Source organism: Burkholderia sp. BCC1988, from assembly GCF_905339895.1.
Classification (GTDB): Bacteria; Pseudomonadota; Gammaproteobacteria; order Burkholderiales; family Burkholderiaceae; genus Burkholderia.
In genome coordinates this window covers 181,747-205,920 of record NZ_CAJPHA010000010.1, presented here as the reverse complement: position 1 = coordinate 205,920, position 24,174 = coordinate 181,747, and the positions used below count along the sequence as shown (strand labels likewise).

Here is a 24,174-nt window from a genome sequence, read left to right as displayed (position 1 = left end):
TCTTCCCCCTTACGCCTTTTCGACCTTCACCAGGAACGACTTGAATTCCGGTGTGTACGAGTTGCCGTCGCCTACGGACGGAGTCAGGGTATTGGCGAGATAGCCGGGCTTCGTCAGACCCTTGAAGCCCCAGTGCAGCGGGACGCCGACCGTCTGGACCTTCTTGCCCTCGATCGTCAGCGGCTTGATCCGCTTCGTGACGAGCGCGACCGCGACGATGTAGCCGCGCTTGGACGACACCTTCACGCGATCGCCGTGCGCGACGCCGACTTCCTTCGCGAGGTCTTCGCCGATCTCGACGAATTGCTCGGGCTGGATGATCGAGTTCAGCCGCGCATGCTTGGTCCAGTAGTGGAAATGCTCGGTCAGCCGGTACGTCGTCGCGACGTGCGGGAACTCCGATGCCTTGCCGAACGACGCGCGGTCGTCCGGGAACACGCGGGCGGCCGGGTTGTTCAGCGCCTGCGGGTTGTCAGGGTGCAGCGGGTTCGCCGCGAGCGGCGTCTCGAACGGCTCGTAGTGCTCGGGGAACGGACCTTCGTTCATCCCCGCGCGGGCGAAGAAGCGCGCGACGCCTTCCGGGTTCATGATGAACGGCCCCATCCCGTTCTCGGGCGGTTCGTCCGCCTTGAAGTCCGGAATGTCGGGGCCCTTCCACGCGCTGCCGTTCCAGCCGATCAGCTTGCGGGTCGGGTCGAACGGCTTGCCGGCGACGTCGCACGATGCGCGGTTGTACAGGATCCGCCGGTTGGCCGGCCAGGCCCACGCCCAGTTCAGCGTCTGGCCGATGCCGGTCGGGTCCGAGTTGTCGCGCCGCCCCATCTGGTTGCCGGCCTGCGTCCAGGCGCCGCAGAAGATCCAGCAGCCGCTCGCGGTCGTGCCGTCGTCCTTCAGCTGCGCGAACGCGGCGAGCTGCTCGCCCTTCTTCACGAGCGTCTTGGCCGGATCCTTCGGGTCGGGCAGGTCGGCGAGCGCACGGCCGTTGAACTCCATCGCGAGCTCTTCGGGCGTCGGGCTTTCCGGGTTCGCGTACGGCCAGGTCAGGTTCACGATCGGGTCCGGATACTTGCCGCCGTCCGTCTGGTACATCTTGCGCATGCGCAGGAACAGCCCCGACATGATCTCGAGGTCGCTCTTCGCGTCGCCCGGCGGCTCCGCGCCCTTCCAGTGCCATTGCAGCACGCGGCTCGAACTGACGAGCGAGCCGTTTTCCTCCGCGAAGCATGTGGTCGGGAGCCGGAACACCTCGGTCTGGATCTTCGACGCATCGACGTCGTTGTAGTCGCCGTGATGCTTCCAGAACTCGGACGTCTCGGTCGCGAGCGGATCCATGATCACGAGCCACTTCAGCTTCGCGAGGCCGGCCGCCGTCTTCACCTTCGACGGTGCCGCCGCGAGCGGGTTGAAGCCCTGGCAGATGTAGCCGTTCATCTTGCCGGCATTCATCAGTTCGATCGCCTGCAGCAGGTCGTACTGCTTGTCCAGCTTCGGCAGGTAGTCGTAGGCCCAGTTGTTCTCGGCGGTCGCGGCGTCGCCCCACCACGACTTCATGAAGCTGACGTGGAACGCCTTGTAGTTCTTCCAGTAGCTCAGCTGGTTCGGCCGCAGCGGCAGCTGCACGCGCTTCTTGATGTAGGCGTCGAAATCCTGCTCGGCCTGCATCGGCAGCGTCATGTAGCCCGGCAGCAGGTTCGACATCAGCCCGAGGTCGGTCAAGCCCTGGATGTTCGAGTGACCGCGCAGCGCGTTCATCCCGCCGCCGGCGATGCCGATGTTGCCGAGCAGCAGCTGCACCATCGCGCCGGTGCGGATCATCTGCGCACCGACCGAATGGTGGGTCCAGCCGAGCGCGTACAGGATCGTGCCGGCGCGGCCTGGCACGGCCGTCGTCGCGAGCATCTCGCACACCTTCAGGAATTTCTCCTTCGGCGTGCCGCAGGTCTGCTGGACCATGTCCGGCGTATAGCGCGCGTAGTGCTGCTTCAGCAGGTTGTACACGCAGCGCGGATGCTGCAGCGTCGGGTCGACCTTCGCGAAGCCGTCGTCGCCCTGCTCGTAGTCCCAGCTCGATTTGTCCGGATACGCGTGCTTCTCGGCGTCGTAGCCGGAATAGATGCCGTCGTTGAACGCGAAATCCTCGCGCACGATGAACGAGAAGTCCGTGTAGTTCTTCACGTACTCATGCTGGATCTTGTCGTTCGTCAGCAGATAGTTGATCACACCGCCCAGGAAGACGATGTCGGTGCCGGTGCGGATCGGCGCGTAATAGTCGGCCACCGAGGCCGTACGCGTGAAGCGCGGGTCGACGACGATCAGCCGCGCCTTGCGGTGCGCCTTCGCCTCCGTCACCCACTTGAAACCGCACGGATGGGCCTCGGCTGCATTGCCGCCCATCACGAGAATCACGTCCGCGTTCTTGATGTCGACCCAATGGTTCGTCATCGCTCCACGGCCAAACGTCGGGGCAAGACCTGCCACCGTCGGGCCATGTCAGACACGCGCCTGATTGTCGAATGCGAGCATCCCCAGACTGCGGACAGTCTTGTGCGTGAGATAACCGACTTCGTTGCTGCCCGCCGATGCGGCCAGCATGCCGGTGGTCAGCCAGCGGTTGACCTTCGCGCCGTCTTCCGCCGTCTCGACGAAGTTCGCGTCGCGGTCGGCCTTCATCAGCTTCGCGATCCGGTCGAGCGCGTCGTTCCAAGAGATCGGTTCCCACTTGTCCGAGCCGGGCGCACGATACTCGGGGTGCGTCAGGCGGTTCGGGCTGTGGATGAAATCGATCAGGCTCGCACCCTTCGGGCACAGCGTGCCGCGATTGACGGGATGGTCGGGATCGCCTTCGATATGGATGATGCTCGGCTGCGCATTCTTCGCGCCGTCACCGAGGCTGTACATCAGGATGCCGCAACCCACTGAACAATAAGGACAGGTGTTGCGCGTTTCGACTGTGCGCGCCAGCTTGTACTGTCGGACCTCGGCGAGCGCTTCCGTTGGAGAAAAGCCCAGCAGGGCAAGACTCGATCCGGCAAGCGACGTGGCCGTCACCTTCAGGAACTGGCGCCGGGACATTTGTAGCATGATGGTCTCGGCGTTTTTGTGGGGTGGGGTGAAACTGAAAGGAATTATAGACAGTTCAGGCAACTATGATCGATTCGTCGGATCAATACCGATTTGCCGATCCACCGATGTCCTGCGTTCAACGCACAACCGAACCGTCATGAAACGACAGATCACGTCCGAGGCGACCCGCCTCGCGCAACAACAGGCCAACTGGGCACTCAACGCGTTCAGGCGCTTCTCTTCCGACCGCTGCTCGGCGATGGCCGCGAGCATCGCGTTCTTCTCGGCGTTCTCGCTCGCGCCGACGCTCGTGATGGTGATCGCCGTGGCCGGCTGGTTCTACGGCGACGATGCCGCACGCGGCCAGGTGTTCGAGCAGGCCCACCAGTTGATCGGCGACGATGCGGCTGCCAGCATCCAGATGATCGTGCAGAACGCGCATCGCGCGGGCCAGCGCGGCGGCATCGCGACGCTGATCTCGTTCGCCGCGCTCGCGATCGGCGCGTCGGCGACGTTCGCGTCGCTGAACACCGCGCTCTCCGTGATCTGGCCGAGTACGGAGAGCCGCTGGTCGAGCATGCTCGGGCTCGTGCGCGTGCGGCTCATTTCGTTCGGGCTCGTGCTCGGCGTCGCGTTCCTGCTGATCGTGTCGCTCGTGCTCGATACCGCGATCACGTTCATCGGCACCTGGCTGCTCGGCGATTCACCGTATGTCGCGATCACCAACCTGTTGCAGTTCTTCGTCGGCATCGCGGTGCTCGCGGGCGCGTTCGCCGCGCTGATGAAGTTCCTGCCCGATGCGCGCGTCGCATGGCACGACGCGACGATCGGCGGGATCGTGTCCGCGATCCTGTTCTCCGGCGGCAAGAAACTGTTCGCGTTGTATCTCGCGCACGCGGGCACGGCCAGTGCGTTCGGCGCGGCCGGATCGTTCGCGGTCCTGCTGATGTGGCTGTACTTCTCGGCGGCCGTGCTGCTGCTCGGCGCGGAATTCGCGGCCGCGCGAGGCGATGCGCATCGCCGCAACGGCAACGTCCCGGCTGCGGCCGCGCCGACGGATCGCACCGCCGATCGCTCAGGCGGCAACTGAATCCCCGCGTATTTTTTCCCGCGCGGCCGCGCGTCGCGCGCGCCGCATCGTCGCCCTACGCGACTGCCTTCGCTTCCGCAACCCACCCGGCCGCCGCGCGTTGATGCGCTCTTTGCATCAGCGCGCGATGCAGCCTGCAACAGCAAACGTTTGCACGCGTCGATTTCCGTGCGCCAACCGGCCAAACGCGCCCCTCCGCCGCCGAACGCACCAACCGCTGCAACAATCGCGGCGCAGCAATTGTCAACTATTTCAAAAAGAGGAACAGTCCTTGATGTGCTTGATATATATAGACTTTTTCTCGCTGTTACCTTTTCGAGACACTTTATTTTTTAAGCTTTCTTGCAGGTATGGCACTGAGCTATTCTCCAATCCGCAACAAATAATGAATGACGAATCATTTGCGTGGAGATACTCAACGATGAAGAAACTCGCACTCTCGACCCTCTCGCTCGCCCTGCTGGGCGCCGCTGGCGCTGCTCACGCTCAGTCGAGCGTGACGCTGTACGGCGTGATCGATACGTCGATCGCATGGGTCCACGGCAACGACGGCCAAGCCAACAACTCGTGGCAAATGCTGTCGGGCAACCTGCAAGGCAGCCGTTGGGGCCTGAAAGGTGCTGAAGACCTCGGCGGTGGCCTGAAGGCGATCTTCCAGTTGGAAAACGGTTTTGATCCGGGCACGGGCCACCTGAACCAGGGCGGTCGCATGTTCGGTCGTCAGGCATACGTCGGCCTCGAGAGCGCCCAGTACGGTACGCTGACGCTCGGCCGCCAGTACGACCCGCTGGTCGACCTGGTCCAGGCAGTCACGGCTGACAACTACTTCGGCAGCGTGATGGCAACGCCGGGCGACGTCGACAACAACGACAACTCGCTGCGCGTCAGCAACGCAATCAAGTACACGTCGCCGGTCTGGGCAGGCTTCCAGGTCGAAGGCATGTACGCCCTCGGCGGCGTCGCAGGCAAGACGGGCTCGGGCCAGACGTGGTCGGTCGCAGCTGCCTACAACAACGGCCCGGTCGGCGTTGCAGCAGGCTACTTCTACGCAGCCAACCCGTCGCCGACGACGGCTGTCGGCCGCGCAGGCTGGGGTTCGACGACGTCCGACGCGATCTTCGACGGCCCGATCAACTCGGGTTACGCAACGGCGAAGTCGATCGCGATCGCGCAAGTCGCAGGCCAGTACGCACTCGGCCCGGTGACGTTCGGTCTCGGCTACAGCAACGCACAGTACAAGCCGGACGCATTCTCGGGCTTCGGTTCGACCGAAAAGTACAACACGGGCCGCGCGTTCGTGACGTACCAGGTCACGCCGCCGCTGCTGCTGGGCCTCGGCTACTCGTACACGAAGGCAACCGGCGACACGAGCGCGAAGTACCACCAGGTCGGCATCGGCGCGGACTACTCGCTGTCGAAGCGCACGGACATCTACCTGGTTGGCGCATACCAGCACGCGAGCGGCACGCAGCTCGTCGACGGCGTGCAGCAAAGCGCGCAAGCGTCGATCGCTTCGTACGGCTTCGCCGGCAAGAGCTCGGCCGAACTGGTCGCACTCGGCATTCGCCACAAGTTCTAAGAAGTACGTTTCCGGTGTGCATGGCGTCTCCGACGCCGTGCCGCCGAACTGCAAAACCAGTCACCGGTTTCGGCCGTGGCTGGTTTTTTTTCGTCCGTTGCCGGCGGCGCCGTGGCGAGCGGCGACCGTGGCCCGCACCGTGGGTACGGCAAACGGCCGGGAGCGGCGCCTGGGCCGCCTGTCGCGCGCCGGAAGCGTGTCCGAAGGCATGCGGATACCCTGCATTGTCAGACCGCGGCATACGGCCGGTCAGGCGCATGCCGCACTGGCTACCACCGCGCTCCCATATTCCTGCTGACGCGCGCCTGGAGGATCCGGCGTCGCAACGGACGCATGTGTGTCCACCCTGCCGATTTCGCTACCGCGACGCGAAGCACTATGCTTCGACGTGTCGATTTCGACGGCCTTCGTCCGTCGTATCGATGGCGGCACGCAGATTGCCCCGTTCCTCACCGACACACCCGACAGGAGACGCTCCATGACGATTCAGAAGATCACGCCGTTCCTCTGGTACTCGACGGAAGCAGAAGAAGCCGCGGCCTTCTATGCGGGCATTTTCCCGGACTCGCGCGTCGTGCGCGTCACGGCGGTCGCCGGCACCAGCGGCACCCGGATGGTCGAGTTCGAGCTGTTCGGGCAGCCGTTCATCGCGATGAGCCACCCGCGCACCGAGACGTTCAACCATGCGATCTCGCTGATGATCAGCTGCGCCGACCAGGCGGAACTCGACCGCTACTGGAGCGCGCTGCTCGACAACGGCGGCACGGCCGACGGCTGCGGCTGGCTGCGTGACCGCTTCGGCGTCTCGTGGCAGATCGTGCCCGACGCATTGATTCCGATGATGGCCGACCGCGACGAGGTCAAGGCGGCGCGCGTGGCCGCTGCCATGATGCAGATGACGAAGTTCGACGTCGCCGCGCTGAAGGCCGCATACGCCGGCACGGCGGGCTGACGAAGTCACGGACGCTGCGCGCCCTTTGCGCGGACATGCGGCACGCACGTGCAGCGCGTGCGGTTCGCGCACGACCGCGTGCGCCCACCGGATTGCATCGCGCCGCGACGCAATCGCGGGCAGCGGGCGCTCGTGCGACGCTACTTCGACAGCATCGCTTCGACAATCCGTCGCGCGTAGCGCACGAACGCGGCGACCGTCACCCGCAGGTCGATGTCGCTGCGCGGTGTCAGCCCGCCGTCGCGTGCCGAGCCGAATCCGAACGGATGCATCGCCTGCGGCCTCGCGTCGGGATGCCGCTCGATCGCCGCACACGCGGCAGTCGCCTGGTCGGCGATCCCGACGGGAACGATCGCTGCGTTCATCACGCGAGACTCGCGCGACACACGCGCAATGCGCAGCGATGCAAGACCGCGCGCCGGCACGAACACGACGATCCGGCCATCGGCGCAAGCGGCCCGCGACACAGGATGCGCGTCACGTCATGCCGTATCCGCGCTGTGCGATGCCGACGCGGCTGCTCGATTTGCGCGGCGCAATAAAAATCCCCGTACGCTTTCGCGTACGGGGATCGTCGGACATCGCAACGGCCGCCGACCTGTAATCAGCGACCGTTACGCGGCATTACGCAGCCGCGTCCTTCAGCTTCTTCAGCGCACGTGCCTTCACGCGCACGCTGGCCGGCTTTGCCGGGAACCAGCGCTCTTCGCCCGTGAACGGATCCTTGCCGAAGCGCTTCTTCTTCGCCGGCACGACTTGCGCCGTGATCTTCAGCAGACCCGGCAGCGTGAACTCGCCTGCGCCCTTCTTGTGGACCGAGCCCAGCACGACGTTCTCGAGCGCGACGAGCACTGCCTTGACCGCCTTCACTTCGACAGCTGCACGCTCAGCGATGTGCGTTGCGAGCGATGCCTTCGTGAACTTGTCCTTCAGCGGCGTCGGAGCGGCCGGTGCTGCCTTCGCGACAGCCTTCTTGGCCACTACTTTCTTCGCGGGCGCAGCCTTTTTGGCAGCCACTTTCTTGGTGGCCGGTGCGGCAGCCTTCTTGGCCACCTTTTTTGCGGAAGTCGCCATGTTTCTCCTACCAGGTGTGGTCGTTGGATACACGAAGCGTGCAACGCGCGCGCTTCAACGCCGGATTCTACAAGCGCCGTGACGCTTCGTGCAGTACTTTTATGCGTTTTCGCGGGGTTTCCCGCAGGTTTTGTTGCGCGCGACCGACTTCGCCGACGCTCGAGCAACGAAAAACGCCTTCACGTATACGTCGAAACGCGTCCGAACGCGAATTACGTTCGATATTTGCGCGCCTATACTGACCTCGCTCAGTGCCCCGGATGCCTTCATGCGCGAAGTCAGATACGTCAAAGGACTCGACGGCCTGCGAGCCCTCGCCGTCATCCTCGTTTTCCTGTCCCACAAGGGCCACGTCCTCGCTGTCGACGTGGGCAAGCTCGGTGTGTGGACGTTCTTCTTCATCAGCGGATTCCTGATCGTCGGCGAACTGCATCGCAACCGTCAGGCAATCGAGAGCGGCACGATGACGCGCCGCCATGCGCTGGCGCTGTTCCTCGCGAAGCGCGCGCTGCGGATCTTTCCCGTCTACTACCTGCTGCTCGCCGCGCTCGCGATCGCGCACGCGCTGTTCTACCAGCGCGGCGTCAATCTCGGGCTCGCGTGGCACGCCACGTTCCTGTCGAACTACTGGATCGGCGTCGTCAAGGACGGCTGGCCAGGCTCCACGTCGCACTTCTGGAGCCTCGCGGTCGAGCAGCAGTTCTATCTGATCGCGCCGCTCACGCTGCTCGCGGTGCCGGCCGCGCGCCACGTCGCGCTCGGCGTCGCGGCCGTCGCGCTGTGCGCGCTCGCGCATCTCGCGCTCTACGCGCTCGACGCATCGCCGGTGCTGATCTACGCGTTTTCCCCGTGGAATTTCGCGCTGATCGCGCTGGGCGGCGTCGGCGCAATGGCGCTCGCCGATCGCGGCGAGGACGTCGTCCGCCGCATTCCGCCCGGCTGGCTCGGCGCCGCCGGCGTCGCGTTCTTCCTCGCGCTGCCCGCGCTCACGACGCTGCCGGACGTCGTCACGGGGCTCGCGGATCTCGGCCTGTCCGCGTCGCTCGGCGCGTTGATGCTGTGGATCGTCACCGAACCCGACCACCCGGCCGTCGCACTGCTCGACTGGGCGCCGCTCGTCTATCTCGGCACGATCAGCTACGGCTTCTACCTGTTCCACAACCTGATTCCGGCACGTCTCGGCGAGATGCCCACGCTGTTCGCGCGCGTGCCGATGCCCGCAATCGCCCGGGACGTGCTGCCGGAACTGCTGCAGTTCGCGCTCGCCGTGCTGCTCGCGCATCTGTCGTGGCGCTATCTGGAAAAACGCCTGCTCGACTTCAAGAAGCCGATCGCCGCGATGCTGGCCCGGTACTTCGTCGCACGGCCGGGCACGTCGCCGCGCTGAGCGGCGCACCGCGACGGACGCGACGCAACCAGAACATGTGCGTCGGGGCCTGCGATGCCGCGCGCCGAAACGGTGCGGCCATCGGCCCGGTTCGCTCATTGGTTCGAGACGCGCGTGACATCGGCCGACCGACGATTCCCCGCGGCATGGGGATGCGCGATCGAACGCCATTGCAAATCGACGCGCTCACCCGGCACGCCGACGGCTATCGAATCGCCCGACCGCCGCTCGTCAGGCCGCACGCAACCGGCGCGTCGGCACCGGTTTCATCGCCACGGTGTCCGGGATCCGACGCACCGCGCAACACCGCGCAACGTGTACGCGAACCCGCATCGCCGTCCGGCGGCACACGTGAATCGTCGCGCACGCACCCGTTCGACGCCGCCCGGATTCAGCACCGCCGATCACCCGCCGCCCCACGCCTGCGCGGCGAATGCACGCAAAAAAGCCCCGGCGCACAAGGCAGCCGGGGCCAACGGAACAACCACCACCTGAAACAGCGGAGCAGCGCGGCTGCTTATGCGACAGCAGCCAGCGCGGGCAGGCAGGTACGCAGGTATGCCTCGAATTCGCGGCTCACTTCCGGATGCTGGAGCGCGAGTTCGACGGTCGCCTTGAGGTAGCCGATCTTGCTGCCGCAATCGAAACGCGTGCCGTAGTAGCGATACGCGAGGACCTGTTCGTTCGCGAGCAGCGACTGGACGGCGTCGGTGAGCTGCAGCTCGCCGCCCGCGCCCGGCTTGAGCTTGCGCAGGTGATCGAAGATCGTCGGCATGAACACGTAGCGGCCGACCACGCCGAGATTCGACGGCGCGTCTTCCGGCGCCGGCTTCTCGATGATGCCCGACAGCTTGATGATGTCCTCTTCCCACTCGCGGCCTTCGATGACGCCATACGAGCGGCTGTCCTCGCGCGGAATCGTCTCGACCCCGATCACCGAGCTGTGATAGTGGTCGAACACGTCGACGAGCTGCTTGAGCACCGGCTGTTCGCCATGCAGCAGGTCGTCGGCGAGAATCACCGCGAACGGCTCGCCGTGCACGAGCTTCTCCGCGCACAGCACCGCATGGCCGAGGCCGAGCGCTTCCGGCTGGCGCACGTAGAAGCAGTTCACGTGGCTCGGCTTGATGCCGCGCACGAGTTCGAGCAGCTTTTCCTTGCCGCGCGCCTCGAGTTCGGCCTCGATCTCGTACGACTTGTCGAAGTGATCCTCGATCGCGCGCTTGCTGCGCCCGGTCACGAAGATCATCTCGGTGATACCGGCGTTGATCGCTTCCTCGACCGCGTACTGGATCAGCGGCTTGTCGACGACGGGCAGCATTTCCTTCGGGCTCGCCTTCGTTGCCGGGAGGAACCGCGTGCCGAGACCGGCGACGGGGAACACGGCCTTGGTGACTTTCAACATGTTCGCATCCTGATTGCGTTGACTGCGCCGCGTCGCTGGACGACCCGGCGCGATTGTTTTCCGAACGGCATATCGAGAACCGGCGGCACGGCCAATTCCACTCCGCTCATTTTCGATATGAACCGATTGCCCATGTTTCCGGAAAAGAGATAATCTGCAAATCCGGTCGATATTGCCGAACCCGGCGCCGATACAGAAACAAATTACCGATTTTCCGGATACAAATTCTTACGATTCGAATTCCTCGATATACGGGACGCCGCCCCGCTCGAGCCCCGGGCGAATCGGCTCGTTCTTCAGCGCCTCGCGGTACGCCGACAGCACGGCCATGACCAGCAGTACTGCCGCGCTCGCGATCCAATGCATGTCCATCTTGCCGCTCCTTGCATCAATCAACTGGAGCTTCAAACTATCAGAAAAAAATCGGCAAATAATTGTGGCGGCGGCGAAACCGCTTTCAGACCGGAATAACACCACCATCTGAAATACCACTATTTCCCGGCGCGATTTTTTTATTGATTCGAGCGAATTCTTGCGCATTACGATTGGACCATCCCCTTCATCCGTCGCAAGGAATCGAATCGCATGCAAGCTTTCAGCGGATCGTCTTTGGCTGCGCCGCCGCCCGTCGCCGACCACAAGGAACACGTGATCGACGCGATGCGCGGGTTCGCGGCGCTGCTCGTCGCCTATTTCCACTGCCGCCAGGTCGTCTGGGTCGGCATGCAGAGCTTCCATCACGCTTACGGTCATGCGCTGAGCCCGAGCGCGATCGCCGGCTACCTGACCTTCCCGTTCGCATGGGGCTCCGCCGGCGTGCCGATCTTCTTCGTGATCAGCGGCTACTGCATCCACCGCAATGCAGCGCTCAAGCTCGCGGCCAACCCCGCGTACCGGCTCGACGCGCCGAACTTCTGGGCGCGCCGCTTCGCGCGCATCTACCCGGTGCTGCTCGCCGCGCTGCTGTTCACGCTCGCGATGGACGCGGTCAGCCTGCAGATCGAGCCGGTCAGCCACAAGATCCGCGACGTCGGCATCACCGCGTTCCTCGTGAACCTGTTCTCGCTGCAAGGCGTCGCCGGCTACACGTACGGGTCGAACGGCGCGCTGTGGACGCTGTCGCTCGAAGTGCAGTTCTACGCGATCTACCCGCTGCTGTTCGCGCTGCGCCGGCGCATCGGCATGCCGGCCATCGTGGCGGCCGTCGCGCTCGTCAACGTCGCGTCGGCGTGGCTGCTCGAACGGCACGACCTGCAGTTCTTCACGTCGTACTGGCTGTCCTGGACCGTCGGCGCATGGATCGCCGACGTGCGCGCGCAGCCGGTGCGCGGCACGGCCGCCGTGCCGTCGCGCGCGTGGTACCTCGCGGCGGCCGTGCTGCTGGCCGCAGGCTGCGGCGCGTTCCATTTCGGCCAGTACGGCGCGTTCCAGCTGTGGGCGGCCGGCTTCGCGTGCTTCCTGTACCGCGCGCTCGCCTGCCCGCCGCGCCCGACGCCGCTGCTGCGCGTGCTCGGCTGGTTCGGCGACTTCAGCTACTCGCTGTACCTGATCCATCTGCCGCTGTTCGTCTGCCTCGGCTCGGTGCTGTTCCACTCCGAACTGCAACTGTCGATCTGGCCGTCGATCGCGTTCATGGCCGCCGCGATTCCGGTCGCCTACGTGTTCTACCGGCTGTTCGAACGCCCGGCGATGATGTGGGCGGCCAGCCTGAAGCCGACCCGCACCGCCCGCGTCGTCGCACCGGCCCCCGAACGGGCCGCCTGAACGGCGCCGTTCGCGCGCTCGCGGCCCCCGCCCGGCGTCAGGCTGCGCGGGGGCCTTTTTACGGGCAGGACGGCGCGAGGATGCATTTGCGCGTCGCGACGCGGCGGGCACGACGCACCGAAGTACGCAAGCCGCGGCGTCATGCGCCGCCTGGGCGGCTGCACGGCGGTCGCGTCGCCCGACCCCTCACGCGATCCGCGGCAGGACCACACGGCGCCGCTCCTGGCGTCCCGCGAAGCGATTACGAACCGGGCGGCGGCCGGATTCACGCCCGCTGCGACGCATCGCTCCGCCGCCCGAGCGCATCGTCGTTGCAGCCCGCATCCCGCGACCCGGGCCGGCCCCGGATTCCGCCGCTCATGCTCACGCAATCGCTCGCCTTTGCGCAGATTACGGATTCGTCACGTGCGGCGTGCCCGGTGCGCGATAGTCTCGGCCCCACCCAAAGCGCAAAGCCCCCATGCAGCGCATCGCCGCATGGGGGCCGGGTACCGCCGGTTCACGACGACACGCTTCGCGTGCCGCCACCTACCGCTTCTTCACCTTCGCAGCCTTCGCCGTATCCGCGAGGATCTTCTCGACCCGCGCCACATAGGTTTCGGTGCCGAACCGGCGCACCGCGGTCGCCCGCCCGCTCACGACGAGCCGCTCGCGCAGCGCGGCGTCGCGCTGCAGCCTGCCCAGCGCGTCGGCCAGCGCGGCCGCGTTGCCCGGCTCGCAAAGCAGCCCGTTTTCGCCGTCCTCGATGATCTCGACGACCCCGCCCGCGCGAGCCGCGACCACCGGCCGCCGCGCGAGCATGCCCTCGACGATCACGCGCCCGAACGGCTCCGGCGTGATCGACGTATGCGCGACCACGTCGACCGCCTTCATGCACGCGGCCACGTCGCGCTGGAAGCCGAGGAAATGGACACGGTCGTCCATCCCGTGACGCGCGACGATCTCGTGCAGCTGCGCCGCGTATTCGTCCTCGCCGAACAGCGGCGCGCCGACCAGCACCACGTGCATGCCGGGATGGCGAGCCGCGGCCTCCAGCAGCAGGTGCTGCCCCTTCCAGTGCGCGAGGCGGCTGAACGAGCCGACCAGCCATGCGTGCTCGGGCAGCCCGAAGCGCGCGCGCAGCGCGGCCTGGCTCGCATCGTCCAGCGCGTCGAACGGTTCGGCCGAAATGCCGTTGAACACGACGTCGACGTGCTGCGGCGTGAAGCCCGTCAGCGCACGAAATGCCTGCGCGGACGCGTCGGAGTTCGCGATCACGCGCGTGACGCCGAGCCGCGCGCAGTACTTGATCGCCATCAGCTGCTTGCTGCCGAAATGGTCGCCGCTGACGATGTCGCGCAGGTGCCAGACCACCGGCTTGCGCGCGAGCCGCCCGGCCAGCGCGGCGACCACCATCGCGCGCTGCGTGTTCGCATAGATCACCTCGGCGCGGCGTGCGCGCCGCGCGACGTCGCGCACGAGCGCGAACAGCTGCTTCAACGCGCCGGCCGATACGCCGCCCTGCTTGCGCACCCCGGCGAGCGCACCCTGGTCGAGCACGTCGACGCGCGCGCCGATCTCGTCGAGCGCCGCGCGGAACGGGCCGTCGTCGAACAGCAGCACATCGGCGTTCGCGCGCATGTGCTTCATGATCTCCAGCAGCGACAGCTCCGCACCGCCGAGCACGCCGCTCTGGTCCAGCACGAGCGTCGCCGGGCCGCGCGCGGCCGGCATCGGCGCGACGGCCGTGCCGCGCTGCGCGGTCGAGCCGGGCAGCGCCGTCTCCACGTAATCGAGAAAGCGCCGCCGGAACGTGTCGGCGGAAAAGCGCTCCGCATTCGCGCGGCACGCGTGCGCCGTGAAGCGCTGCGGCGCGCGCTCGAAATCGTCGACCGCCGCGACGATCGCATGCGGCGTCTGTTCGTCGAAGAACAGCCCGGTCGGCTGCGCGTGCGAGCGCGGCTCGAGCACGGTCTCGAGCGCGCCGCCCTTGCCGTACGCGATCACGGGCGTGCCGCACGCCTGTGCCTCGACCACCGAAATCCCGAAATCCTCCTCGGCCGCGAACACGAACGCCTTCGCGCGCCGCATCCGGTCGTGCAGCACCGCGAACGGCTGGTAGCCCATGATCTCGACGTTCGGGCCGGCCTTCGCGCGGATCTTCTGCATCTCCGGGCCGTCGCCGATCACGACGAGCTTGCGCTCCGGCGTGCGCGAGAACGCTTCGACGATCAGGTCGATCTTCTTGTACGGCACCATCCGCGACGCGGTCAGGTAGAAATCGTCCTTCACCTCGTTCAGCGAGAAGCCGTCCACGTCGACCGGCGGGAAGATCACCGCCGCGTCGCGGTGATACACCTTGCGGATGCGGCGCGCGATGAACGCGGAGTTCGCGACGAAGCCGTCCACCGCGTTCGCGGTGCGCGTATCCCAGTTGCGGATGTAATGCAGGATCATCCGCGCGAGCAGCGACTTCGGCCCGTGCGTCAGGTTCGACTGTTCCAGATACTGGTGCTGCAGGTCCCACGCGTAGCGGATCGGCGAATGCACGTAGCTGATGTGCATCTGGTCCGGCCCGGTCAGCACGCCCTTCGCGACCGCGTGGCTGCTGGAGATCACGAGGTCGTAGTCGGACACGTCGAGCTGCTCGATCGCGAGCGGCATCAGCGGCAGGTAGCTGCGGTACTTGGTGCGTGCGAACGGCAGCTTCTGGATGAACGAGGTCGTCACCGGCTTGCCGCGCACGAACGCGCGGTCGTCGAGAAAATCGACGAGGCTGAACAGGTCCGCGTCGGGAAAGCACGCGACGATCTGTTCGAGCACGCGCTCGGCGCCGGCGTACGTGACGAGCCAGTCGTGGACGATCGCCACGCGCAGCGGGCGCGACGCATCGCGTGCGCTCGCCTGCCCGGCCGGTTTGCCCCGGCGCAGCGTGGCGGCGTCGCCGGCTTCGGCCGCGGCGGCATCGGCCGTGGCGAGGTTCAGGATGGCGTGTTCCGCCAGATCGCGATTCATACGGTTTTCCTCGCATTGAGACGGACGAACAAGTCACGCACCAGCGCGCGCAAGGCCGGCGTCATCGTGAACGACCACGCCAGGTTCAGCACCAGCACGACCGCGCAGAGGCCGATCGACTCGCCGAGCCCCGACCACGCTTGCGCGAGAAACAGGCTCGCGAGCAGGAAGGCGAGATGCGCGAGCATGTCGAGCACGATCGCGCGCATCCGGATCGCCGACAGGTAAAGCAGCACGCCGTAGTCGACCAGCGCGCGGGTCGCGACGACCACCGCCGCGCCGATCAGCCCGAAGTGATGAATGCCGAACCACAGGCCGCCGACGAAGAACGGCATCTCGATGAGCCCGGCGAACGCGGCGCGCGCCGGGTTGACCTGCGACTGGATCAGGATCCGCGTGACGCTCGCCTGTCCGACGAGCCACACGCTGATCACCAGCACGCGCCCGACCGGCGCGGAATGCGCGGCGAGATCGGCGCCGACCCACAGCGTGAGGAACGGCGCGAGCGCGAAGATCGCGACGATGCCGACCGGCGTAAACACGCCGTTCAGGAATTCGAGCGACTGGCGCGCGAGCGTGTCCGCGTGATCGCGGCCGACCGCCGACAGGCGCGGGAACAGCGTGCGCACCAGCGCGTTCGGCAGCATGTTCAGCCGCGTGACGAGGTTCTGCGGAACCGTGTAGTAGGTGACGAACTTCGCGCCCATGCCGGCGCCGAGCATCACGCGATCGAGCGTGTCGGCGATCATGCTCGCCATGCTCGCGATCAGCATCCAGCCGCCGAAGTTGAACAGCCCTTTCGCGGTGCCCCACTGCGGCGGGTCGATGCGCCGGATCCCGAGCACCTTGATGCTCGCGTGACCGAGCATCACCGCCGCGATCAGCCGCGCGACGACCGCGGCGGCGAGCACCGTCTGCAGGTTCGGCGCGATCCACCACGCGGCGCCGAGCGGCAGCAGCTGGAACAGGAACGTGCCGATCGTCTGGTTCGTGTTGAACACGCCGAACCGTTCGGCGCCGTTGATCGCGCCGGCGAACACCCACGACACGTTCGCGAGCGGAATCGCGAGCGCGAGCCACGGCAGCGCGAGATACACCTCGTGCTGCATCGCCGCCGACACCTTCGTGAAGTACTCGGTGTAGATGAACGCGCCGAAATAGATCAGCAGCCCGCCGACGACGCCGGTGCCGAGATTCAGCCAGAACGCGCTCCAGAACACGCGCGCGCTTTCGTCGGCGTCGCCGCTCGCGAGCGCCTTGGAGATGTGGTTCTGCGCGGCCATGCTCATCCCGAGATCGAGGATCCCGAAATAACCGATCAGCGTCCACACGAGGCTGACGACGCCGTAGCGCTCGACGCCCAGCGCGTGGATATACGCGGGCACCGTCACCAGCGACACGAAGGTCGGCAGGATCAGCCCGATGAAGTTGATCGAAACGTTCTTGAGTATGCCTTTGTCCATGCTTCTGCCTTGTGTGACGGCGACTGCAACGACGGTGCGCCGCCCGTCACGGTTTCCAGCGATACATCAGCACCTTGCCGCGCGCGTCTTCCTCGACGAACACCAGGTATTCGCCGTTCTCGCGCCGGAACGCGCTGATGCCGAACGGCACGTCGACCCAGCCCGACGCCTTGCCGACCTCGGCGCCCGGGCTCATCACGCCGACCTCCTTGCCGGTTTCCTTGTCGTACACGTGGATCTTCCCGACCGGCTCCACCGTGAAGATGTAGCGGCCCTCGACCGTGATGCCGATCAGATCGAGGATCGGCTTAGCGTCGAGCTGCCACGGCAGCGCGACCGTATAGCGCACCACCGGCGAGCCGCTCGACCACTTGTCGAAGCGCACCAGCACGCGGCCGACTTCCTTGTTGATGCCGGGCTGCGGTGGCGCGTCGGCCGTGTAGCCCGTCACGTACAGCGTGTCCGTCTGCGGCTCGTAGATCGCGCGGCGCAGCTGCGTGAACGGCTGCGGCATCGGATAGGTCGTGACCTTGTCGTACGAATAGATCGGGTTGCCGGCCTTGTCGACGCCGCCGTAGCCGAAGCGATGAATCCCGCGCACGTCGCTCGTGCGCCAGATGTCGCCCTTCGTGTCGACCCACCAGCCCCAGCCGCCCGCCTTCGCCTTGCCGGTCGTGTTGGTCGTGAACTCGTCCTCGTCGAGCCGGCCGTTGCCGTTCGCGTCGCGCCAGATCCAGTCGCCGCCCGGCGGCTTGTTCGGCACCTTGTCGACCGGCCGCGCACGGCCCGCGATCAGGCCCGACGGAATCGCGACCTCGCCGTCGCGCTTCGCGTCGAAGCGGTAGATCTTCAGGTGATCGGCGTACATGTCGGTCAGGTACAGGAACGTGCGGCCGTCGACGCGCCGCGCGAACGGCATGCCGGGGTACTGGTCCGTGTGGAACACGGGATCGTCCGGATACTTGAAGCGGTTCGACAGGAAGCCGGCGTATTTCCAGTCCTGGCCGGGCGGCTTCGACAGGTCGAGCTCGAAGCGCTTGTTGCCCGTGTACACGCTGTTCGGCCGTGCGGGATCGAGCCACGCGCCGTCGACGAACAGCAGCCCCTGCACCTGCCAGCGCAGCTTGCCGTCCGGCGTGTAGCTCTCGAGCACCGCGCCGAGCCCCGCGCCGATCGTGTCGTGGCGCGGCCCGATGCCGTTCATCGACACGTACACGTTGCCCGCGCGATCGACGCCCACGCCCGTCAGCCCGTTGAAACGTTGCGGCCCGGGGCGGCCCGGCACCGGGCCCGCGAAGATCCCGCCGCGCTCGCCGAGCGTGCCGGACGGCGCATAGCCGTTGCCGCCTTTCGAGAAAATCAGCACCTGCTGGCGCGGGCCGTTGTCCGCGACCAGCACGCGCCCTTTCGCGTCGACCGCCACGTCCACCGCATCGGTCCCCTCGGGCAGCGCGGGCGCGTCGTCGAGCTTGCGGCCGTCCGCGCGCACGTGCACGAGGTGCGCGGGCCCGTTGAGCGTATCGGTGAGCAGCCACAGCGTGCCGTCGCCGGCGAGCGCGATGCGGCCCGGCTCGTGCGCACTCCACGTGCCCTTCTTCTGCATCGTTTCGGCGTCGTACACGTCGACTTCGTCATGCGAAGGATTCGTCGCGAACAACGTCTTGTCGTCGGCCGCGAGGCCGCCCACTTCCGCCTTCAGCTCACCGACCTCCGACCGCGCGGGTGCCGCCACCTCGTTCATCACCATGAAGCTCGCGGCCATCCGCGCCCGGCCGGCATCGGCGCGCCCGCCGGGCGCGACCTGCGGCGCCGCGCGGAACGGCGCGGGCTGCTTCATGTCGCCGATCGTGCGCCGCGAAATGCCGTACCACTGCTTGCCCTTGTCCGGCCAGATGCCGGGCGACTGCAGATGGCCGCGCTCGTTGCCGACGCCGATCGCGACGTACGCATACTTGCCGTTCACCGCGACCGCGTTGCCGCCGAGATTGCCCCAGCCATGCGTGCCGCCGGCGAAGCCGAGCATCTTCCCGTCCTGGTAGACGCTCGCCTCGGCGCCGCTCTCGTCCCACGGCGCGTTCGTATACACCTTGCCGTCGGGCGTCACCGCGATCGCGCGAATGTCGATCTGCGTCCAGCTGCCGTCGCCATAACCGAACGTGTTGCCGATCCACGACGTGGTCGCGGGCAACACGGTTTCAGCCGGTGCGGCGCTCGCGGACAGCGCCGCGCATACCGTCATGCCAACCAGAATCAGACGTCGCAATGCGCTCTCCAGACTCGATGCAAAAGCGACCGGCGCCGTGGCGTGCTGCCTGCCTGGATGACCTGTCGCTAAATAGGTTTCAAACGTCGCGATGCAGGTTACAAGCAAAAATAATCACAAGAAATTTGGAAATATTTGGGGATGTTTCCGCCTGAAATATTGAACCGGAATCGTCCGGAATAGCCCCGGCGAAGCGGAAATAACGACCGCCTTTCACGCGACGATCCGTAGAAAATTCCGCTCCGGCCCGTCCGACGGGCTACCTGGCCTGCAAATCTTTCATCTCGTGATTGAAACGACCGGCATTTGAATGTTTTCAGCCGAATAAATGACATGCGTTTTTTTGCCGATTTCTTTTCCCTAGAATCGATTTCGAATCAATATTTCCTTTAAACGCATGCATTACGTTCACGCATCGAATACGCGGCGCGCGTCGGCATCGGCCGCGCGTCGCGAAGGAGTCGCGCGATGACGGGCATCTCGCGCACCGCCGACCTCGCCCCGCCGCAACACGGCCGCATCGTGCAGCTCGACGGGCTGCGCGCGATCGCCGTCGGCGCCGTGTTCCTGCAACACGCGCTGAAGGCGCCGCTGTGGATGGGCGTCGACCTGTTCTTCGTGCTGAGCGGCCTGCTGATCACCGGCATCCTGCTCGAGCGCAAAGCGCGCGGACAGTCGTACTTCAGCCACTTCTACGCGCGCCGAGTGCGCCGGATCCTGCCGCCGTACGTGTTGCTGCTGGTCGTGTCGACGCTGCTGTTCGGCGCGAGCTGGCTGCCGCACTGGCCGTGGTTCGCGTTCTTCTCGACCAACATCGGGCTGTCGCTCGGCAGCATCGGCCACGACAGCCTGAACGTGCTGTGGTCGCTCGCCGTCGAGGAGCAGTTCTACATCTTCTGGCCGTTCGTCGTGCTGTGGTGTTCGGAGCGCGCGCTGCTGTGGATCGCCGCCGCGCTGATCGTCGCGGCGCCCGTGCTGCGCGCGATCGCGACGCCGTGGTTCGATTCGTTCTGGCCGATCTACTACCTGACGCCGTTCCGGATGGACCTGCTCGCCGCTGGCGCGCTGCTCGCGATCGTGCTGCGCCGCGACCGGCGCGCGCTGGAGCCGTTCTATCCGCTCGCGATCGTCGGCGCACTCGTGTCGCTCGCGATCCTCGGCTGGCTGCACCTGTCGTTCCCGCGTTTCCGCGCCGCGAACACGCCGCTGTCGAACGCCGCGCTCTACAGCATCTCGCTGCTGCTGTGCACGTCGATCGTCGTGATCGCACTGCGCGGACGCGGCGTCGTGCAGCGCGTGCTGACGAACCCGCTGCTCGTGTACGTCGGCACCGTCAGCTACACCGTCTACCTGATTCACCTGAGCGTGCTGTACGCGCTGTGGCCGCTGCACCTGAACCGCTTCGTCACGGCCGCGCTCGCGCTGGCCATCACGCTCGTATACGCCACCGTGAGCTGGTACGGCTTCGAGCGGCGCCTGACCCGCGGCCCCGCGCACAGCACGGTACCCGCCGCCGCGCGCACGACCGCCTGACTTTCTCAATCCATCGTTTCGACCAGGACATTGCCATGAGCCAAACTCGCAAGAAGGCCATCATCACGGGGATCACCGGGCAGGACGGCGCCTACCTGACCAAGCTGCTGCTCGACAAGGGCTACGAAGTCACGGGCACCTACCGCCGCACCAGCTCGGTCAACTTCTGGCGCATCGCCGAGCTCGGCGTCGACACGCACCCGAACCTGTCGCTCGTCGAGCACGACCTGACGGATGCCGGCTCCAGCCTGCGGCTGCTCGAACGCACGCAGCCCGACGAGCTGTACAACCTGGCCGCGCAGAGCTTCGTCGGCGTGTCGTTCGACCAGCCGGCGACGACCGCCGAGGTCACGGGCGTCGGCCCGCTGAACCTGCTCGAGGCGATCCGCGTGGTGAGCCCGAAGACGCGCTTCTACCAGGCGTCGACGTCCGAGATGTTCGGCAAGGTGCAGGCGATCCCGCAGACGGAGACGACCGCGTTCTACCCGCGCAGCCCGTACGGCGTCGCGAAGCTGTACGCGCACTGGATGACCGTGAACTACCGCGAGTCCTACGGCCTGTTCGGCTGCAGCGGCATCCTGTTCAACCACGAATCGCCGCTGCGCGGCCGCGAGTTCGTCACGCGCAAGATCACCGACACCGTCGCGAAGATCAAGCTCGGCAAGGCGACCCGGCTCGAGCTCGGCAACCTCGACGCGAAGCGCGACTGGGGCTTCGCGCTCGAATACGTCGAAGGGATGTGGCGGATGCTGCAGGCCGACGAGCCCGACACCTACGTGCTCGCGACCAACCGCACCGAGACCGTGCGCGACTTCGTGCAGATGGCGTTCGCGGCCGCCGGCTATCAGATCGAATGGACCGGCAAGGGCGAGCAGGAACGCGGCCTCGACGCGTCGAACGGCGACGTGCTCGTCGAAGTGAATCCGAAGTTCTACCGCCCTGCCGAAGTCGACCTGCTGATCGGCTCCGCCGACAAAGCCAAAGCCAAGCTGGGCTGGGCGCCGGAGACGACGCTCGAACAGCTCTGCCAGATGATGGTCGAAGCGGATCTGACGCGGAACCGGCACCATGACACGTACTGAAGCCAGGCGCCCGTCGCGCCGGGCGTTCGTCACGGGCCTGGCGGGCTTCACCGGCCGCTACATGGCGCAGCGGCTCGCTGCGGCCGGCTACGACGTGTGGGGCACCGTGGCGCCCGGCGCGGCGCGGCCCGACGATCCGGCGCTCGCCCACTGCACGCTGCTGCCGGTCGACCTGCTCGATGCGGACGCGACCCGTGCGGCGCTCGCCGATGCGCGGCCCGATGCGGTCGTGCACCTCGCCGCGCGCGCGCACGTCGCGCAGGACGAGCCGTCGCAGACCTACGCGGTCAACATCGTCGGCACGCGCAACCTGCTGGCCGCGCTCGCGGGCCTCGACCGCCGCCCGTCGGCGGTGCTGCTCGCCAGCAGCGCGAACATCTACGGCAATTCGACGGCCGGCGTGCTCGACGAAAGCGTCGCGCCCGCGCCCGCGAACGACTACGCGGTCAGCAAGCTCGCGATGGAATACGCGGCGAAGCTGTGGGCCGACCGCCTGCCGATCGTGATCGCGCGGCCGTTCAATTACACGGGCGTCGGCCAGGACGATGCCTATCTGCTGCCGAAGCTGGTGTCGCACTATGCGCGCAACGCGCCGCGCATCTCGCTCGGCAATCTCGACGTGAGCCGCGATTTCTCCGACGTGCGCGACGTGACGGCCGCCTATCTGAAGCTGCTCGAAGCCGCGCCGGCCGGCGAGACGTTCAACATCTGCTCGGAGCGCGCGTATTCGCTGAAGGAAGTGCTGGCGATGCTGTCGCGAATCGCCGGTTACGTGATCGACGTGACGATCGATCCGCGCTTCGTTCGGCATAACGAAGTAAAAAGCCTGAGCGGGTCGCGCGACAAGCTGCGGCGCGCGGTGGGCGAGCTGCCCGTGACGCCGCTCGACGAAACCTTGCGCTGGATGATGGACGCGATGCGCGACGCGCGGGCCGGCTGATTCCGGCAACGCAACACGCGTTCGTCGCCGACTGAAAAGAAAACGGGCCGCCCTGAACTGCACCCCAAAGATTGGATCTAGTCCAACTTTTGGGGTGCAGTTCATGTCGAGCGGCCCGTCGTCATGCCGGCCCTGAAATCAGTGCCGCCGCGCTCAGCCCTCGAGGCCGCGCGCGAGATCGTTGCGCAGGTCGCCCGCGTTTTCCAGGCCGACCGCGAGGCGGATCAGCCCTTCGGTGATCCCCGCGGCCGCACGCGCTTCCGGCGTGATGCGCGCGTGCGTCGTCGTCGCCGGATGCGTGATCGTCGTGCGCGTGTCGCCGAGGTTGCCGGTGATCGAGACCAGCTTCGTGCTGTCGATCACGCGCCACGCGTTCGCGCGCTGCTGCTCCGGCGTGTCGCCCTTCAGCTCGAACGATACGATCGCGCCGCCGGCCTTCTGCTGACGCTTCGCGAGTTCGTGCTGCGGATGCGATTCGAGCCCCGGATAGAACACGCGCTTGACCGCAGGATGCGAATCGAGCCAGCGCGCGATTTCCAGCGCGTTCGCCGACTGCTTCTCGACGCGCAGCGACAGCGTCTCCATCCCCTTCAGCAGCACCCACGCGTTGAACGCCGACAGCGTCGGGCCCGCGCTGCGCACGAACGGGAACACCTTGCCCATGATGAATTCCTTCGAGCCGACCAGCGCGCCGCCGAGCACGCGGCCCTGGCCGTCGAGGAACTTCGTCGCCGAGTGCATCACGACGTCCGCGCCGAGCTTCAGCGGCTGCTGCAGCACCGGGCTGCAGAAACAGTTGTCGACGACGAACAGCGCGTTCGCGGCCTTCGCGATCTTGCCGATCGCCTCGATGTCGGCGAGTTCGGTCAGCGGGTTCGACGGCGTTTCGAGGAAGAACATCTTCGTCTCGGGCCGCACCGCTTCCTGCCATGCGTTCAGGTCGGTCGGATCGACGAAGGTCGTCGTGATGCCGAACTTGCTGAAGATCTGCGAGAACATCCCGAGCGTCGAGCCGAACAGGCTGCGCGAGCTGACGAGGTGATCGCCCGCCTGCAGTGCCGACATCACGACCGACATGATCGCGGCCATGCCCGACGCCGTCGCGATGCAGGCCTCGCCGCCTTCGAGCGCGGCGAGACGATCCTGGAACATGGTGACGGTCGGGTTCGTGAAGCGCGAATAGGTGAAGTAGTCTTCCGAATTCGCGAAGCGCTCGGCTGCCTCGGCCGCGCTCGTGAAGCAGAAGCTCGACGTGAGGAACAGCGCTTCCGAGTGCTCGTTGAAGTCGCTGCTGCGCAGCGTGCCCGCGCGCACGGCGAGCGTGTCGAAGTTGAGGGAGTCGTCCATGTTCCGTTATCCGTATTCGAGGGTCGCGCCGAAGGTCGTGCGTCCGGCGCGCGCCCAGCCACAAAAATCAGGCCAAAACAAAAAGCCCGCTATGCGTCGGCATCAGCGGGCTTCGGTGCGGTACGACAGCGATTGACTCGGGCCGGCTGCCGCCGGCCTTCGCTTTAGCTGTTTTGGGAAGTCGCCCCGCGTCCGCAAGCTGAATCAAATCGACGCAAGGCCACATCCTATCACGCTT

General features: G+C 66.3%; 17 protein-coding genes. 8 read left to right on the top strand and 9 right to left on the bottom strand.

Annotated features, from left to right (window positions below; translation table 11 throughout):
- Positions 1 to 9: 9 nt before the first annotated feature.
- Positions 10 to 3,081 (bottom strand): formate dehydrogenase-N subunit alpha, encoded by a 3,072-nt coding sequence (gene fdnG / locus U4012_RS16800; protein WP_321800046.1) that lies wholly within the window; start codon positions 3,079 to 3,081, stop codon positions 10 to 12.
- Positions 3,082 to 3,220: 139 nt separating this feature from the next.
- Here fdnG and U4012_RS16795 point away from each other — a divergent pair, with 139 nt between their 5' ends.
- From U4012_RS16795 to U4012_RS16785, 3 genes are all read left to right on the top strand, one after another.
- The gene (locus U4012_RS16795) at positions 3,221 to 4,153 is read left to right on the top strand and encodes a YihY/virulence factor BrkB family protein (RefSeq protein ID WP_321800045.1); all 933 of its coding nucleotides are present in this window, start codon (positions 3,221 to 3,223) and stop codon (positions 4,151 to 4,153) included.
- Positions 4,154 to 4,574: 421 nt separating this feature from the next.
- On the top strand, positions 4,575 to 5,732 hold the full coding sequence (locus U4012_RS16790; protein WP_044843836.1) for a porin: 1,158 nt from the start codon (positions 4,575 to 4,577) through the stop codon (positions 5,730 to 5,732).
- Positions 5,733 to 6,210: 478 nt separating this feature from the next.
- Positions 6,211 to 6,684 (top strand): VOC family protein, encoded by a 474-nt coding sequence (locus tag U4012_RS16785; RefSeq protein WP_044843835.1) that lies wholly within the window; start codon positions 6,211 to 6,213, stop codon positions 6,682 to 6,684.
- Between the two features lie 140 nt (positions 6,685 to 6,824).
- Here the strand turns inward: U4012_RS16785 and U4012_RS16780 are convergent, their stop codons facing one another.
- Complete coding sequence (locus U4012_RS16780; RefSeq protein ID WP_321800042.1) at positions 6,825 to 7,049, bottom strand: hypothetical protein; 225 nt, start codon at positions 7,047 to 7,049, stop codon at positions 6,825 to 6,827.
- A gap of 259 nt (positions 7,050 to 7,308) precedes the next feature.
- On the bottom strand, positions 7,309 to 7,758 hold the full coding sequence (locus U4012_RS16775) for an HU family DNA-binding protein (RefSeq protein ID WP_011548077.1): 450 nt from the start codon (positions 7,756 to 7,758) through the stop codon (positions 7,309 to 7,311).
- A gap of 268 nt (positions 7,759 to 8,026) precedes the next feature.
- Here U4012_RS16775 and U4012_RS16770 point away from each other — a divergent pair, with 268 nt between their 5' ends.
- Positions 8,027 to 9,145 (top strand): acyltransferase, encoded by a 1,119-nt coding sequence (locus U4012_RS16770; RefSeq protein WP_321800039.1) that lies wholly within the window; start codon positions 8,027 to 8,029, stop codon positions 9,143 to 9,145.
- A 517-nt stretch (positions 9,146 to 9,662) separates the two neighbouring features.
- Here U4012_RS16770 and galU read toward each other — a convergent pair.
- Both galU and U4012_RS16760 read right to left on the bottom strand, forming a co-directional pair.
- Entirely contained in the window at positions 9,663 to 10,550 is an 888-nt protein-coding gene (gene galU / locus U4012_RS16765; RefSeq protein WP_124486375.1) for a UTP--glucose-1-phosphate uridylyltransferase GalU, read from the bottom strand.
- 228 nt (positions 10,551 to 10,778) lie between these two features.
- Complete coding sequence (locus U4012_RS16760; protein WP_321800189.1) at positions 10,779 to 11,090, bottom strand: hypothetical protein; 312 nt, start codon at positions 11,088 to 11,090, stop codon at positions 10,779 to 10,781.
- A gap of 45 nt (positions 11,091 to 11,135) precedes the next feature.
- Between U4012_RS16760 and U4012_RS16755 the strand changes: the two genes are divergently transcribed.
- Positions 11,136 to 12,314: an acyltransferase gene (locus U4012_RS16755; RefSeq protein ID WP_321800035.1), complete on the top strand. Its 1,179-nt coding sequence runs from the start codon at positions 11,136 to 11,138 to the stop codon at positions 12,312 to 12,314.
- 528 nt (positions 12,315 to 12,842) lie between these two features.
- Here U4012_RS16755 and U4012_RS16750 read toward each other — a convergent pair.
- From U4012_RS16750 to U4012_RS16740, 3 genes are read right to left on the bottom strand one after another with little or no spacing between them, the layout of a single operon-like run.
- Positions 12,843 to 15,308 carry a glycosyltransferase family 4 protein gene (locus U4012_RS16750; RefSeq protein ID WP_321800033.1) on the bottom strand — a complete coding sequence of 822 codons (2,466 nt, stop codon included), beginning with the start codon at positions 15,306 to 15,308 and terminating at the stop codon, positions 12,843 to 12,845.
- The gene (locus U4012_RS16745; protein ID WP_321800031.1) at positions 15,305 to 16,771 is read right to left on the bottom strand and encodes a flippase; all 1,467 of its coding nucleotides are present in this window, start codon (positions 16,769 to 16,771) and stop codon (positions 15,305 to 15,307) included. The genes U4012_RS16750 and U4012_RS16745 overlap by 4 nt, the downstream gene beginning before the upstream one ends.
- Before the next feature lie 46 nt (positions 16,772 to 16,817).
- Positions 16,818 to 19,010: a hypothetical protein gene (locus U4012_RS16740; protein ID WP_185735456.1), complete on the bottom strand. Its 2,193-nt coding sequence runs from the start codon at positions 19,008 to 19,010 to the stop codon at positions 16,818 to 16,820.
- Between the two features lie 492 nt (positions 19,011 to 19,502).
- Between U4012_RS16740 and U4012_RS16735 the strand changes: the two genes are divergently transcribed.
- The 3 genes from U4012_RS16735 to U4012_RS16725 are packed head-to-tail and all read left to right on the top strand — an operon-like array spanning position 19,503 to position 22,589.
- Complete coding sequence (locus tag U4012_RS16735) at positions 19,503 to 20,567, top strand: acyltransferase (RefSeq protein ID WP_321800030.1); 1,065 nt, start codon at positions 19,503 to 19,505, stop codon at positions 20,565 to 20,567.
- Positions 20,568 to 20,602: 35 nt separating this feature from the next.
- A complete protein-coding gene (gmd, locus tag U4012_RS16730) occupies positions 20,603 to 21,649 on the top strand; it encodes a GDP-mannose 4,6-dehydratase (RefSeq protein ID WP_044843827.1) in 1,047 nt (348 codons plus the stop codon).
- A complete protein-coding gene (locus tag U4012_RS16725) occupies positions 21,636 to 22,589 on the top strand; it encodes an NAD-dependent epimerase/dehydratase family protein (protein WP_124521895.1) in 954 nt (317 codons plus the stop codon). The genes gmd and U4012_RS16725 overlap by 14 nt, the downstream gene beginning before the upstream one ends.
- Before the next feature lie 153 nt (positions 22,590 to 22,742).
- Here U4012_RS16725 and U4012_RS16720 read toward each other — a convergent pair whose 3' ends face one another.
- On the bottom strand, positions 22,743 to 23,936 hold the full coding sequence (locus tag U4012_RS16720; RefSeq protein ID WP_044843825.1) for an O-succinylhomoserine sulfhydrylase: 1,194 nt from the start codon (positions 23,934 to 23,936) through the stop codon (positions 22,743 to 22,745).
- Positions 23,937 to 24,174 lie beyond the last annotated feature (238 nt).

What these genes read in the sequence shown, in the direction of transcription:
- U4012_RS16745 (WP_321800031.1), bottom strand. Translation starts at nt 16,771, where the DNA reads ATGGACAAAGGCATACTCAAGAACGTTTCGATCAACTTCATCGGGCTG.
- U4012_RS16735 (WP_321800030.1), top strand. Translation starts at nt 19,503, where the DNA reads ATGACGGGCATCTCGCGCACCGCCGACCTCGCCCCGCCGCAACACGGC.
- U4012_RS16750 (WP_321800033.1), bottom strand. Translation starts at nt 15,308, where the DNA reads ATGAATCGCGATCTGGCGGAACACGCCATCCTGAACCTCGCCACGGCC.
- U4012_RS16740 (WP_185735456.1), bottom strand. Translation starts at nt 19,010, where the DNA reads ATGACGGTATGCGCGGCGCTGTCCGCGAGCGCCGCACCGGCTGAAACC.
- U4012_RS16795 (WP_321800045.1), top strand. Translation starts at nt 3,221, where the DNA reads ATGAAACGACAGATCACGTCCGAGGCGACCCGCCTCGCGCAACAACAG.
- U4012_RS16725 (WP_124521895.1), top strand. Translation starts at nt 21,636, where the DNA reads ATGACACGTACTGAAGCCAGGCGCCCGTCGCGCCGGGCGTTCGTCACG.
- gmd (WP_044843827.1), top strand. Translation starts at nt 20,603, where the DNA reads ATGAGCCAAACTCGCAAGAAGGCCATCATCACGGGGATCACCGGGCAG.
- U4012_RS16760 (WP_321800189.1), bottom strand. Translation starts at nt 11,090, where the DNA reads ATGCGCAAGAATTCGCTCGAATCAATAAAAAAATCGCGCCGGGAAATA.
- U4012_RS16755 (WP_321800035.1), top strand. Translation starts at nt 11,136, where the DNA reads ATGCAAGCTTTCAGCGGATCGTCTTTGGCTGCGCCGCCGCCCGTCGCC.
- U4012_RS16785 (WP_044843835.1), top strand. Translation starts at nt 6,211, where the DNA reads ATGACGATTCAGAAGATCACGCCGTTCCTCTGGTACTCGACGGAAGCA.
- U4012_RS16775 (WP_011548077.1), bottom strand. Translation starts at nt 7,758, where the DNA reads ATGGCGACTTCCGCAAAAAAGGTGGCCAAGAAGGCTGCCGCACCGGCC.
- U4012_RS16790 (WP_044843836.1), top strand. Translation starts at nt 4,575, where the DNA reads ATGAAGAAACTCGCACTCTCGACCCTCTCGCTCGCCCTGCTGGGCGCC.
- U4012_RS16770 (WP_321800039.1), top strand. Translation starts at nt 8,027, where the DNA reads ATGCGCGAAGTCAGATACGTCAAAGGACTCGACGGCCTGCGAGCCCTC.
- U4012_RS16720 (WP_044843825.1), bottom strand. Translation starts at nt 23,936, where the DNA reads ATGGACGACTCCCTCAACTTCGACACGCTCGCCGTGCGCGCGGGCACG.
- galU (WP_124486375.1), bottom strand. Translation starts at nt 10,550, where the DNA reads ATGTTGAAAGTCACCAAGGCCGTGTTCCCCGTCGCCGGTCTCGGCACG.
- U4012_RS16780 (WP_321800042.1), bottom strand. Translation starts at nt 7,049, where the DNA reads ATGAACGCAGCGATCGTTCCCGTCGGGATCGCCGACCAGGCGACTGCC.